Consider the following 12,372-nt stretch of genomic DNA (forward strand, 5'->3'; position numbering starts at 1 on the left):
TTCCAGTCGTAGAAGGTGATTTTATTGCGCGAGCGCCGGCTCGGGGATTTCGGCCCGGGCCTTCAGGTGGTCGACCAGCAGCCTGGCGGTGACAGGCAGGGTCGAGAAATCGCGGGCGACCAGCTCGATGTTGCGCTGGGCCCAGGGGTCGGTGAGCCTGACGCACTCCAGGTCGCCCACGCCGTGCATCAGCTCGAAGGCCCGGCGCGGCATTACGCCCACGCCCAGGCCATTGTGGATCATCCGGCACATGGCATCCAGCCCGGTGACGTGGATGCGCAGCTTGATCGTGCGGCCGGCCGCGGCCGCGGCGTCCCGCATGGCCAGGTGGATCGAGCTGTTGGAATGCAGTCCGACATGGTCGAAATCGAGAGTGTCCTCGAAGGCCACCGCCTTCCTGCGGGCAAGAGGATGGCGACGCGGCACGATCAGCACCAGCTGGTCCTGCCGGTAGGGCAGGGTCTGCAATTCATGGCCCGTGCCCAGCACGATGGCGTTGCAGATGCCCAGGTCGGCGGCGCCTTCCTGCACGGCCCGCACTATTTCCGTGGACAGATGCTCTTCCAGGTCGATCTTGACCTCGCCATGTTCCTTGATGAAGGCGCCCAGGTCCTCGGGCAGGAACTGGACGATGGCGGAAATGCTGGCATGCACGCGCACGTGGCCGCGCACCCCGTCGGCGTATTCGCTGAGCTCGCCCTGCATCTTCTCCAGGCTGAACAGCACCGAGCGGGCGTGATGCAGCAGGCTTTCGCCGGCCGGTGTCAGATCGACGCCGCGCGTGTGGCGATAGAGCAAGGGTGTTTCGAGCGTGGCCTCCAGATCCGAGAGGCGCTTGCTCACGGCCGAGGCGGCGATGAATTCGCGCTCGGCCGCCTTGCCGATGGAACCGAGCTCGCACACCGCCACGAAGAGCTGCAGCGAGGTGAGGTCGATCCGGCGGGCGAAGGTGCGTTCCGAGGGCTTCATGGGGGTTGCCATCGCACCTAGCGATGGCCAAGCGCTATTTTCCCCTACAAAGACAAAGTCGGCCATCGCATAACGCGATGGCCGGCTTTCCGGGACGCTGGATCAGCGCTTGGCCAGCGGCAGGACCTCGCGGCGCTGGGCGCCGGTGTAGAGCTGACGGGGGCGGCCGATCTTGTACTCGGGGTCACCGATCATCTCGTTGAGCTGGGCGATCCAGCCCACGGTGCGGGCGGCCGCGAAGATGGCCGTGAACAGCGAGACCGGGATGCCGATGGCGCGCTGGACGATGCCGGAGTAGAAGTCCACGTTCGGGTAGAGCTTGCGCGAAACGAAGTATTCGTCTTCCAACGCGATCTTCTCCAGGGCCATGGCCAGCTTGAACAGGGGATCGTTATGCAGGCCCAGCTCGCCCAGCACTTCCTTGCAGGTTTCCTGCATCAGCTTGGCGCGCGGGTCGTAGTTCTTGTACACGCGGTGGCCGAAGCCCATCAGCTTGATGCCGGAATTCTTGTCCTTCACCTGCTTGATGAATTCGCCGATCTTCTCCACGCCGCCAGCTTTCTGGATGTCGTAGAGCATGTTCAGCGCCGCCTCGTTGGCGCCGCCGTGGGCGGGACCCCAGAGACAGGCCACGCCGGCTGCGATGGCGGCGAACGGGTTGGTGCCGGAGGAGCCGCACAGGCGCACCGTCGAGGTGGAGGCGTTCTGCTCGTGGTCGGCGTGCAGGATGAAGATGCGGTCCAGCGCGCGCTCGAGCACCGGGCTCACGGTGTATTCCTCGCAGGGCGTAGCGAACATCATGCGCAGGAAGTTGCCGGCGTAGGAGAGGTCGTTCTTCGGGTAGATGTAGGGCTGGCCGGCGCTGTACTTGTAGGCCATGGCCACCAGCGTGGGCATCTTGGCGATCAGGCGGATCGCCGAGATCTCGCGGTGCTCTGGATTGTTGATGTCCGTGCTGTCGTGATAGAACGCCGACAGCGCGCCGACCAGGCCGGTCATGATGGCCATCGGGTGGGCGTCGCGGCGGAAACCGCGCAAGAAGAACTGCATCTGCTCGTTGACCATGGTGTGCATGGTCACGCGCTTGGTGAAGTCCCTCTTGCCGGCTTCATCCGGCAGCTCGCCGTACAGCAGCAGGTGGCAGGTTTCCAGGAAGTCGCATTGGGTCGCCAGCTGCTCGATCGGGTAGCCGCGGTACAGCAACTCGCCCTTGTCGCCGTCGATGTAGGTAATCGACGATTGGCAAGCGGCCGTGGACATGAAGCCCGGGTCATAAGTGAACATGCCAGTCTGGGCATAGAGCTTGCGGATGTCGATCACATCCGGGCCGACGCTGCCGGTATAGACCGGCAGCTCGACGTTGGGGCTGCCGTTGCTGAACGACAGGGTGGCTTTGTTGTCGGCGAGTTTCATAACGATTTCCTTCAATTTAATCAGTTGAGGACAGAGCTGAAGATCTGTCCCGCAAAGTCATCGGCTTCGCAGCATTTCGAGCACTTGTCTCACATCGCTTGTATTTATCTCGCCCTCGGGTTCCCGACGCCTCAGCAGCAGGTCCAGCAGGTCGTTGTCTGCCAAATCCATCAATTCATTCAAAGCCGCGGCCTGCCTCAGCGTGAGGCTGGCCTCGTGCCGTGCGAAGAACCGTTCGATGAACAGGTCATTTTCCAGCAAACCGCGGCGGCAGCGCCACTTGAGTTTGCTGAGCGCCCGCTCATCGATCAGTGCATCGTCCATCTCATCCGTCACACCGCGCGGCGCACCATCAGTTCCTTGATCTTGCCGATCGCCAGCGTCGGGTTCAGACCCTTCGGGCACACGTCCACGCAGTTCATGATGGTGTGGCAACGGAACAGGCGATACGGGTCTTCGAGGTTGTCCAGGCGCTCGGCCGTCGCTTCGTCGCGGCTGTCGGCGATGAAGCGGTAGGCCTGCAACAGGCCGGCCGGGCCCACGAACTTGTCGGGGTTCCACCAGAAGCTGGGGCAGCTGGTCGAGCAGCTCGCGCACAGGATGCACTCATACAGGCCGTTGAGCTCTTCGCGCTCTTCGGGAGACTGCAGGCGCTCCTTGTCGGGCGGAATGTTGTCGTTGACCAGGTACGGCTTGATCGAGTGGTACTGCTTGAAGAACTGCGTCATGTCCACGATCAGGTCGCGGATCACGGGCAGGCCGGGCAGGGGCTTCAGGATGATCGGGTCCTTCAGCGTGAGCATGTTGGTCAGGCACGCCAGGCCGTTCTTGCCGTTGATGTTCATCGCGTCCGAACCGCATACCCCTTCGCGGCACGAGCGGCGGAACGACAGCGTCGGGTCCTGCGCCTTGAGCTTCATCAGGGCGTCCAGCAGCATGCGCTCGTTGCCGTCGAGCTCGATCTCGATGGTCTGCATGTACGGCTTGGCGTCCTTTTCGGGATCGTAGCGGTAGATCTGGAAAGTGCGTTTTTGCATGATTTTTAGAACGTCCTGACTTTGGGAGGCACCGACTCGACCGTGAGTGGCTTCAATTGGACCGGCTTGTACGACAGGCGGTTGCCCTCGCTGTACCAGAGCGAATGCTTCATCCAGTTGGCGTCGTCGCGGCCCAGCGGCGCGACCGGATCGTCCGCCGGCCGCTCGTAGTCGCTCACCGTGTGGGCGCCGCGGCATTCCCTGCGGGCTGCGGCCGAGACGATGGTGGCTTGCGCGCACTCGATCAGGTTCTCGACTTCCAGCGCCTCGACGCGGGCGGTGTTGAACACCTTGGATTTGTCCTTGAGTGCCAGCGACTTCACGCGTTCGCGCAGCGCAGCGATCTGGACCACGCCCTGGTCCATCATGGCCTGGGTGCGGAACACGCCCGCGTGCTTCTGCATCGATGCGCGGATGTCGTTGGCGACGTCCTGGGCGTATTCGCCGGAGTTGGTGTTTTCCAGGCGGTTGAGGCGCTCCAGCGTGAGATCCGCTGCATCGGCGGGCAGCGGCTTGTGCGCCTTGCTGCCCTTGGCGAATTCAACGATGTGGTTGCCCGCCGCGCGGCCGAACACCAGCAGGTCGAGCAGCGAGTTGGTGCCCAGGCGGTTGGCGCCGTGCACGCTGACGCAGGAACACTCGCCCACCGCGTAGAGGCCGTTGACCACGGCGTTGTGCACGTCGCCCTTTTGCACCACGACTTGGCCATTGATGTTGGTCGGAACCCCACCCATCTGGTAGTGGATGGTCGGCACCACGGGAATCGGTTCCTTGGTGATGTCAACGTTGGCGAAGTTGACGCCGATCTCGTACACCGAGGGCAGGCGCTTGTGGATGGTCTCGGCGCCCAGGTGATCGAGCTTGAGCAGCACGTAGTCTTTGTTGGGACCGCAGCCGCGCCCTTCCTTGATTTCCTGGTCCATCGAGCGCGACACGAAATCGCGCGGCGCCAGGTCTTTCAAGGTGGGGGCATAGCGCTCCATGAAGCGTTCGCCGTTGCTGTTCAAGAGGATGGCGCCTTCGCCGCGGCAGCCCTCGGTCAGCAGCACGCCCGCGCCGGCCACGCCGGTGGGGTGGAACTGCCAGAACTCCATGTCTTCCAGCGGGATGCCGGCGCGCGCCGCCATGCCCAGGCCGTCGCCGGTGTTGATGAAGGCATTGGTGGAAGCGGCGAAGATGCGGCCCGCGCCGCCGGTGGCCAGCAGGGTGGTCTTGGCTTCCAGGATGTGCAGGTCGCCGGTTTCCATTTCCAGCGCGGAGACGCCGACCACGTCGCCGTCGGCGTCGCGGATCAGGTCCAGCGCCATCCACTCGACGAAGAAGCTGGTCTTGGCCTTGACGTTCTGCTGGTACAGCGTGTGCAGCATGGCGTGGCCGGTGCGGTCGGCCGCGGCGCAGGCGCGCTGGACCGGCTTTTCGCCGTAGTTGGCCGTGTGGCCGCCGAACGGGCGCTGGTAAATGGTGCCGTCCGGGTTGCGGTCGAAGGGCATGCCCATGTGCTCGAGGTCATAGACGACCTTGGGCGCTTCGCGGCACATGAACTCGATCGCGTCCTGGTCGCCCAGCCAATCCGAGCCCTTGACCGTGTCGTAGAAGTGATAGTGCCAGTTGTCCTCGGACATGTTGCCGAGCGAGGCGCCGATGCCGCCTTGCGCCGCAACCGTGTGCGAGCGGGTCGGGAAGACCTTGGAGAGCACCGCCACGTTCAGGCCGGCGCGCGCCAGCTGCAGCGAGGCGCGCATGCCGGAACCGCCGGCGCCCACGATAACGACGTCAAATTTCCGCCGGGTGATGTCTTTGTTGGTATAGCTCATGGCTCACAGTCTCCAGAGGACTTGAATGGCCCATCCGGCACACGCCGTCAGCCAGACGATGGTGAAGATCTGGAGCGCGAGGCGAATCCCGACCGGCTGGATGTAGTCCATGAAAACGTCGCGCATACCCACCCACACGTGCCACAACAGGGACACGATGACGGCGAAGGTCAGCACCTTCATCCACTGGGCGGCGAAGATGCCGGCCCATTTGTCGTAGCCGATGGGGCCCCTGGAAAAGATGACCTGCGCCAGCACGATCAGGGTGAACAGGGCCATCAGGCCCGCCGTGACGCGCTGGCTGAGCCAGTCGCGAAGGCCATAGTGCGCGCCGACGACGATGCGCTTGGAGCCGTAATTCACTGACATTTGTTGGTGCTCCTTGTTGTTCTAGTAAAGGCCGAACAGCTTGGCGCCCAGCACCAGGGTGAGCAGCACGCTGGCGATCAGCGTGAACTGCGCCGACTTCGCGCCGAATTCCTTGGTCACGGCTGCGTGGCTCACGTCCATCCAGAGGTGGCGCACGCCTGCGATGAAGTGATGCAGGAAGGCCCAGATGAGGGCCAGGGCGACAAGCTTGATGAGGAAGCCCGGAACAAACCAAAGGCCGCTATTGAAGGCGGCCCTGAATTTGGCGAACGAGAGTTCGGAGGAGAGGGAGGTGTCGAACATCCAGATGATGAATGGCATCAGCAGGAACATCAGCACGCCGCTGACGCGATGCAGGATGGAAACCCAGCCCGCGGCGGGCAGGCGGTAGGAGGGCAGGTCCGTCAGCGCGTTGATATTGCGAAATTCCGGCCGCTTTTTGGCAAGCTCTGTCATGGGGTGGCTTTCGTGGGGGGAGGCATGCGTGCTGTTTTCGGTGAAATGCGAACAACCCAAAATTCTATTGCAACGCAACAAGCTGACACAGAGGTTTCATCATGCCCCTCTAACTCAGTTCATTTCGATAGTGATGCGTATCGGTGCGATAGAGGCCGCGGCGCAGTTCCATGGGCACGTCGTTATAGGTGTAGGCCACCCGCTCGACGCTCAGTAGCGGCATCTGCTGCTCTACTTTTAATAGCACCGCCTGCTGCGCGTCGGGCAGCACCGCGCGGATTTTCTCCTCGGCCCGAACCATTCGGACGCCGAATTCGACCTCGAACATCGCGTACGTGGGACCCTGGTAGCCGGCGACCTGGTCGGCCGTGATGCCTTTGAAGGTATTGCCGGGCAGCCAGAGGTCTTCCAGGATAGTGGGGACGCTGCCGAAGGACAGGATGCGGCGTACTTGCACCACGGGGTCGCCGGAGCGCAGCGCCAGCGAACGGGCAACCTCGGCCGTGGCGCGCACCCGCTTGCATTCCAGTACCGAACGCTGGGCAGGACCCTCGCTGTCGCGGTCGCCGCTGTCGGGCATCAGCTTGAGGAAGCGGTACTGCACGTGCTGCTCGGAATGGGTCGCGACGAAGGTGCCTTTGCCCTGGCGGCGAACCACCAGGTTCTCGGCAGAGAGTTCGTCGATGGCCTTGCGCACCGTGCCTTGGCTCACGCGAAAGCGCGCCGCCAGTTCCATCTCGCTGGGGATGGCCTCGCCGGGTTTCCATTCGCCGGCCTGCAGGCTTTGCAGGATGAGGGCCTTGATCTGCTGGTAGAGCGGGCTGAAAGCGGGCGTTGCCGGCACCTGTGCATCGGCCGCGGCAATGCCGTTGTCGGTGGAAGTGGAGGGCGTTTGGGCCATCGCTGTCAGGGTTGGGTCAGGGCGGGAATGAAAGCTTGAAACTTGTCGAATCATATCTTATATAAGACATAAGACAAATTGACGCCCTAGGGTTTTCGCGAGTAAACTCGCCGGCTGTCAGCATGGTTCGCGCGAGGGTGCGGCACCTGCAGCCGACCCAGTTTCCATTAAACGTTTCGGAGATTTCCCCATGAGCAAAAAGCCCGTCCGCGTTGCCGTCACCGGCGCCGCAGGTCAAATCGGTTACGCCCTGCTGTTTCGCATCGCTTCGGGCGAAATGCTGGGCAAGGATCAGCCCGTCATCCTCCAGCTGCTGGAAATTCCCGACGAGAAAGCCCAGAAGGCGCTCAAGGGCGTGATGATGGAGCTGGAAGACTGCGCCTTCCCGCTGCTCGCCGGCATGGAAGCCCACAGCGACCCGATGACCGCATTCAAGGACACCGACTACGCGTTGCTGGTCGGCTCGCGCCCCCGCGGCCCCGGCATGGAACGCGCCGAGCTGCTGTCGATCAACGGCGCCATCTTCATCGCGCAGGGCAAGGCGCTCGACAAGGTTGCCAGCCGCAACGTCAAGGTGCTGGTCGTCGGCAATCCCGCCAACACCAACGCCTATATCGCCATGAAGAGCGCGCCCAGCCTGCCGCGCGAGAACTTCACCGCCATGCTGCGCCTCGACCACAACCGCGCGCTGTCGCAGGTTGCTGCCAAGACGGGTGCCAAGGTCGGCGACATCGAAAAGCTCACCGTGTGGGGCAACCATTCGCCCACCATGTACGCCGACTACCGCTTTGCCACCGTGGGTGGCAAAGCCGTCAAGGACATGATCAACGACCAGGTCTGGAATGCCGAGACGTTCCTGCCCACGGTGGGCAAGCGCGGCGCCGCCATCATCGAAGCGCGCGGCCTGTCCTCCGCCGCTTCCGCCGCCAACGCCGCCATCGACCACATGCGCGACTGGGCCCTGGGCTCCAACGGCAAGTGGGTCACCATGGGCGTGCCTTCCAACGGCGACTACGGCATCCCCAAGGACATCATGTTCGGCTTCCCGGTCACCACCAGGGACGGCAAGTACGAGATCGTCAAGGGCCTGGAGATCGACGCGTTCAGCCAGGAACGCATCAACAAGACGCTCAAGGAACTGCAGGACGAGCAGGCCGGCGTGGCCCACCTGCTCTGATTGACGAGGACTAGTTGAAACATCCGCGCGAAGTTCTGCTCGGCGCCCAGGCGCAAGCCGGCTTCCTTCCGGTTTGCGACCATTACAGCGGCGTCGAGGCGCGGATGCGAAAGAGCCTGCAGTTGCAGGCCGAGATGACCGAGGAATTCGGCGCCTGCGTTTTCGACGTCACGCTCGATTGCGAGGATGGCGCGCCGGTCGGCGGCGAGGCCGAGCATGCCGCCCTGGTCGTCGCGCTGGCCCTGCTGGCGGGCGAGAAGGCGCGGGTCGCGGTGCGCGTTCATCCGGTGGACCACCCCGCCTTCGAACAGGACATCGCCATCGTTGCAGGCAAGGCCGGCAAGAAGCTGTGCCACATCATGGTTCCAAAGGTCGAGTCGGTGCAGGACGTGGAGCGTGCCTGCCAGGCGCTGGACGCTGCCGGCGCCGGCCGGTTGCCCGTGCATGTGCTGATCGAGTCGCCGGCGGCGGTACACCGCGCCTTCGACATCGCTGCACATTCCCGCGTGCAGTCGCTGAGCTTCGGCCTGATGGATTTCGTTTCCGCGCATGGCGGAGCGATCCCCTCGGAAGGCATGGGCATCGAAGGCCAGTTCACGCATCCGCTGGTGGTGCGCGCCAAGCTGGAGATCGCTTCGGCCTGCCATGCCCAAGGCAAGGTGCCATCGCATGGCGTGGTGACGGAATTCAAGGACACCAAGGCGCTGGCGCGGGCGGCGGGCAGGGCCGCGCGCGAGTTGGGCTACACGCGGATGTGGAGCATTCATCCCGACCAGATCCGCCCCATTCTCGAAGCGTTCGCGCCCAGTGCTCAAGAAACCGACACGGCTTGCAAAATAATCACGGCCGCGGCCCGAGCCGACTGGGCACCGATCAGTTTCCAGGGTAAGTTAGAGGACAGGGCAAGCTACCGCTACTACTGGCAGGTGTTGGAGAAGGCGCACCGGACCGGAAGGCAGCTCCCTGAAGAAGTGCTGGGCTGGTTCTAAGCCCCGCGTCATCAATTTTCCTCGGAGACTAAATTACATGAAAAATCTGCTCGCCGCTGTCCTCATCGCCGCCGCACCTGCGCTGGCACTGGCCCAGGCATCCCCCGCGGCAAAACCCGCTGCTGCGCCCGCTGCCAAGCCGGCGCCCAAGGCCAAGCTGGCCCCCTCGGCACGCAAGGCTGTCGAAGAGAACACCCCCATCGACGACGACCTCAGCATCAAGCTGAGCGAGGCCGACATCGAAATGTCCAAGAAGGTCTATGTCGGCGAGATCCCGTGCGAGCTGGGCGCCAGCGTGAAGATCACCCCGATGAAGCGTGAAGGCATGTTCATCGTCACGACCAAGGGCCACCGCTTCCGCATGCACCCGGTGGAAAGCCGCACCGGCGCGATCCGCCTGGAAGACCCGCAGCGCGGCGCCATGTGGCTGCAGCTGGGCAACAAGTCCATGCTGATGAGCCAGAAGCTGGGCCAGCGGCTGGCAGACGAGTGCCAGAGCCCGGCGCAGCTGACCTATGCCGAAACCCTGAAGACCAACCCGCTGCCGAGCATCCTGGAGCCGACGCCTTCGTCGCCCAACTCGGTCACCAAGACGGGGCCCAACTAGCCCCCAAATTCGATAGAACGGAGAAAAACGATGTTGCAAGCCTATGTTGACCATGTCGCCGAACGCGCCGCATTGGGCATCCCGCCCTTGCCGCTGTCGGCCAAGCAGACCGCCGACCTGATCGAGCTGCTGAAGAACCCCTCGACCGCCGAGGCCGACTTCCTGCTCAACCTGATCACGCACCGCGTGCCGGCAGGGGTCGACGATGCCGCCAAGGTCAAGGCCAGCTACCTCGCGGCCGTGGCGCACGGCACCGAGAAATGCATGATCATCAGCCGCGAGAAGGCGACCCAGCTGCTGGGCACCATGCTGGGCGGCTACAACATCAGTCCGTTGATCGATTTGCTGGACGACGCCGAGGTGGGAGGCGTCGCCGCCGAAGGCCTGAAGAAGACCTTGCTGATGTTCGACCAGTTCCACGACGTCAAGGAAAAGGCCGACAAGGGCAATGCCCACGCCAAAGCCGTGCTGCAAAGCTGGGCCGACGGCGAGTGGTTCACCAGCCGCCCCGAAGTGGCTCAAAGCATCAAGGTCTCGATCTTCAAGGTCTCCGGCGAAATCAATACCGACGACCTTTCGCCGGCGCCCGATGCCTGGAGCCGCCCGGACATCCCGCTGCACGCGCTGGCCATGCACAAGAACCCGCGTCCCGGCGTCACGCCCGAGGAAGAGGGCAAGCGCGGCCCGGTGAAGTTCATCGAAGAGCTGCGCTCGCGCGGCAACCTGGTGGCCTACGTCGGCGACGTGGTCGGCACGGGCTCCTCGCGCAAGTCGGCCACCAACTCGGTGTTGTGGTTCACCGGCGAAGACATCCCGTTCGTTCCGAACAAGCGTTTCGGCGGCGTCTGCCTTGGCGGCAAGATCGCCCCGATCTTCTACAACACGATGGAAGACGCCGGCGCATTGCCGATCGAGCTGGATGTTTCCAGGATGGAAATGGGAGACGTGGTCGAACTGCGTCCCTACGAAGGCAAGGCGCTCAAGAACGGCGAAGTGATCGCCGAATTCAAGGTCAAGAGCGACGTGCTGTTCGACGAAGTGCGCGCCGGCGGCCGTATTCCGCTGATCGTCGGCCGAGGCCTCACGGCCAAGGCGCGCGAGGCGCTGGGCCTGCCGCCTTCCACGCTGTTCCGCCTGCCGCTGGCACCGGTCGACACCAAGAAGGGCTTCACACTGGCGCAGAAGATGGTCGGCCGCGCCTGTGGCCTGCCCGAGGGCCAGGGCGTGCGCCCGGGCACGTATTGCGAGCCGAAGATGACCTCCGTGGGTTCGCAGGACACCACCGGTCCGATGACCCGCGACGAGCTGAAAGACCTGGCTTGCCTGGGCTTCTCGGCGGACCTGGTGATGCAGTCGTTCTGCCACACGGCGGCCTATCCGAAGCCGGTGGACGTGAAGATGCATCATGAGCTGCCTGATTTCATCAGCACGCGCGGCGGTGTTTCGTTGCGCCCGGGCGACGGCGTGATCCACAGCTGGCTGAACCGCCTGCTGCTGCCCGACACCGTCGGCACCGGCGGCGACAGCCACACCCGCTTCCCTATCGGCATCAGCTTCCCGGCCGGCTCCGGCCTGGTGGCGTTCGCCGCGGCCACGGGCGTGATGCCCCTGGACATGCCCGAGTCGGTGCTGGTGCGCTTCAAGGGCCAGATGCAGCCCGGCGTCACCTTGCGCGATCTGGTCAACGCCATTCCGCTTTACGCGATCAAGCAGGGCCTGCTCACGGTGGAAAAGAAGGGCAAGAAGAACATCTTCTCCGGCCGCATCCTTGAAATCGAAGGCCTGCCCGATTTGAAGGTGGAGCAGGCCTTCGAGCTGTCCGATGCATCCGCCGAGCGCTCTGCCGCAGGCTGCACGGTGCACCTGAACAAGGAGCCCATCATCGAGTACATCAACAGCAACATCACGCTGATGCGCTGGATGATCGCGCAGGGCTATCAGGATGCGCGCACGCTGGGTCGCCGCATTGCCGCGCAGGAAGCCTGGCTGAAGAATCCGCAGCTGCTCAAGGGCGACGCCGACGCCGACTACGCCGCCGTGATCGAGATCGACCTGGCCGACATCCACGAGCCCATCGTGGCCTGCCCGAACGATCCGGACGACGTGAAGACGCTGGCCGAGGTCGCCGGCGCCAAGATCGACGAGGTGTTCATCGGCTCGTGCATGACCAACATCGGCCACTTCCGTGCGGCTTCCAAGCTGCTCGAAGGCAAGCGCGATATCCCGGTCAAGCTGTGGGTGGCCCCGCCGACCAAGATGGACGCCAAGCAGCTGACCGAGGAAGGCCATTACGGCGTGCTGGGCACGGCCGGCGCTCGCATGGAGATGCCGGGCTGCTCGTTGTGCATGGGCAACCAGGCGCAGGTGAAGGAGGGCGCCACGGTGTTCTCCACCTCCACCCGCAACTTCCCCAACCGCCTGGGCAAGAACAGCAACGTGTACCTGGGCAGCGCCGAACTCGCTTCGATCTGTTCCAAGCTGGGTCGCATCCCGACGAAGGAAGAGTACCTGGTGGATATGGGCGTGCTCACGGCCGCCAGCGGCACCGTGTACCAGTACCTGAACTTCGACCAGATCAAGGAGTTCAAGGACCAGGCCGACACAGTCGCGGCCTAGAGCGAGTCCATCCATAGAAAAGCG

General features: G+C 63.8%; 12 protein-coding genes. 4 read left to right on the top strand and 8 right to left on the bottom strand.

What is annotated here, in order from left to right:
• Positions 1-21: 21 nt before the first annotated feature.
• From HNE04_RS11425 to HNE04_RS11460, 8 genes are all read right to left on the bottom strand, one after another.
• Positions 22-969: a LysR family transcriptional regulator gene (locus tag HNE04_RS11425; RefSeq protein WP_172218898.1), complete on the bottom strand. Its 948-nt coding sequence runs from the start codon at positions 967-969 to the stop codon at positions 22-24.
• A 102-nt stretch (positions 970-1,071) separates the two neighbouring features.
• Positions 1,072-2,382, bottom strand: a complete 1,311-nt coding sequence (gene gltA / locus HNE04_RS11430; RefSeq protein WP_172218900.1) for a citrate synthase — start codon at positions 2,380-2,382, stop codon at positions 1,072-1,074.
• A gap of 57 nt (positions 2,383-2,439) precedes the next feature.
• Entirely contained in the window at positions 2,440-2,706 is a 267-nt protein-coding gene (locus HNE04_RS11435) for an FAD assembly factor SdhE (RefSeq protein WP_172218902.1), read from the bottom strand.
• A gap of 8 nt (positions 2,707-2,714) precedes the next feature.
• The gene (locus HNE04_RS11440) at positions 2,715-3,419 is read right to left on the bottom strand and encodes a succinate dehydrogenase iron-sulfur subunit (protein WP_172218904.1); all 705 of its coding nucleotides are present in this window, start codon (positions 3,417-3,419) and stop codon (positions 2,715-2,717) included.
• A 5-nt stretch (positions 3,420-3,424) separates the two neighbouring features.
• Positions 3,425-5,233 carry a succinate dehydrogenase flavoprotein subunit gene (sdhA, locus tag HNE04_RS11445; RefSeq protein WP_172218906.1) on the bottom strand — a complete coding sequence of 603 codons (1,809 nt, stop codon included), beginning with the start codon at positions 5,231-5,233 and terminating at the stop codon, positions 3,425-3,427.
• Positions 5,234-5,236: 3 nt separating this feature from the next.
• Positions 5,237-5,602, bottom strand: a complete 366-nt coding sequence (sdhD, locus tag HNE04_RS11450) for a succinate dehydrogenase, hydrophobic membrane anchor protein (RefSeq protein WP_172218908.1) — start codon at positions 5,600-5,602, stop codon at positions 5,237-5,239.
• 21 nt (positions 5,603-5,623) lie between these two features.
• Entirely contained in the window at positions 5,624-6,058 is a 435-nt protein-coding gene (gene sdhC / locus HNE04_RS11455) for a succinate dehydrogenase, cytochrome b556 subunit (protein WP_172218910.1), read from the bottom strand.
• Positions 6,059-6,167: 109 nt separating this feature from the next.
• Positions 6,168-6,959: a GntR family transcriptional regulator gene (locus HNE04_RS11460; protein ID WP_172218912.1), complete on the bottom strand. Its 792-nt coding sequence runs from the start codon at positions 6,957-6,959 to the stop codon at positions 6,168-6,170.
• A 190-nt stretch (positions 6,960-7,149) separates the two neighbouring features.
• Here HNE04_RS11460 and HNE04_RS11465 point away from each other — a divergent pair, with 190 nt between their 5' ends.
• From HNE04_RS11465 to acnB, 4 genes are read left to right on the top strand one after another with little or no spacing between them, the layout of a single operon-like run.
• Complete coding sequence (locus tag HNE04_RS11465; protein ID WP_172218914.1) at positions 7,150-8,136, top strand: malate dehydrogenase; 987 nt, start codon at positions 7,150-7,152, stop codon at positions 8,134-8,136.
• A gap of 14 nt (positions 8,137-8,150) precedes the next feature.
• Positions 8,151-9,125 carry an HpcH/HpaI aldolase/citrate lyase family protein gene (locus HNE04_RS11470; protein ID WP_172218916.1) on the top strand — a complete coding sequence of 325 codons (975 nt, stop codon included), beginning with the start codon at positions 8,151-8,153 and terminating at the stop codon, positions 9,123-9,125.
• A 37-nt stretch (positions 9,126-9,162) separates the two neighbouring features.
• Positions 9,163-9,732 carry a hypothetical protein gene (locus tag HNE04_RS11475; RefSeq protein ID WP_172218918.1) on the top strand — a complete coding sequence of 190 codons (570 nt, stop codon included), beginning with the start codon at positions 9,163-9,165 and terminating at the stop codon, positions 9,730-9,732.
• A 30-nt stretch (positions 9,733-9,762) separates the two neighbouring features.
• The gene (gene acnB, locus HNE04_RS11480) at positions 9,763-12,348 is read left to right on the top strand and encodes a bifunctional aconitate hydratase 2/2-methylisocitrate dehydratase (protein ID WP_172218920.1); all 2,586 of its coding nucleotides are present in this window, start codon (positions 9,763-9,765) and stop codon (positions 12,346-12,348) included.
• Positions 12,349-12,372: the final 24 nt, after the last annotated feature.

It is taken from the genome of Caenimonas soli (assembly GCF_013155545.1).
Classification (GTDB): Bacteria; Pseudomonadota; Gammaproteobacteria; order Burkholderiales; family Burkholderiaceae_C; genus Ramlibacter; species Ramlibacter soli.

What these genes read in the sequence shown, in the direction of transcription:
- HNE04_RS11475 (WP_172218918.1), top strand. Translation starts at nt 9,163, where the DNA reads ATGAAAAATCTGCTCGCCGCTGTCCTCATCGCCGCCGCACCTGCGCTG.
- acnB (WP_172218920.1), top strand. Translation starts at nt 9,763, where the DNA reads ATGTTGCAAGCCTATGTTGACCATGTCGCCGAACGCGCCGCATTGGGC.
- sdhD (WP_172218908.1), bottom strand. Translation starts at nt 5,602, where the DNA reads ATGTCAGTGAATTACGGCTCCAAGCGCATCGTCGTCGGCGCGCACTAT.
- HNE04_RS11425 (WP_172218898.1), bottom strand. Translation starts at nt 969, where the DNA reads ATGAAGCCCTCGGAACGCACCTTCGCCCGCCGGATCGACCTCACCTCG.
- HNE04_RS11460 (WP_172218912.1), bottom strand. Translation starts at nt 6,959, where the DNA reads ATGGCCCAAACGCCCTCCACTTCCACCGACAACGGCATTGCCGCGGCC.
- HNE04_RS11465 (WP_172218914.1), top strand. Translation starts at nt 7,150, where the DNA reads ATGAGCAAAAAGCCCGTCCGCGTTGCCGTCACCGGCGCCGCAGGTCAA.
- sdhA (WP_172218906.1), bottom strand. Translation starts at nt 5,233, where the DNA reads ATGAGCTATACCAACAAAGACATCACCCGGCGGAAATTTGACGTCGTT.
- HNE04_RS11435 (WP_172218902.1), bottom strand. Translation starts at nt 2,706, where the DNA reads ATGGACGATGCACTGATCGATGAGCGGGCGCTCAGCAAACTCAAGTGG.
- gltA (WP_172218900.1), bottom strand. Translation starts at nt 2,382, where the DNA reads ATGAAACTCGCCGACAACAAAGCCACCCTGTCGTTCAGCAACGGCAGC.
- HNE04_RS11440 (WP_172218904.1), bottom strand. Translation starts at nt 3,419, where the DNA reads ATGCAAAAACGCACTTTCCAGATCTACCGCTACGATCCCGAAAAGGAC.
- sdhC (WP_172218910.1), bottom strand. Translation starts at nt 6,058, where the DNA reads ATGACAGAGCTTGCCAAAAAGCGGCCGGAATTTCGCAATATCAACGCG.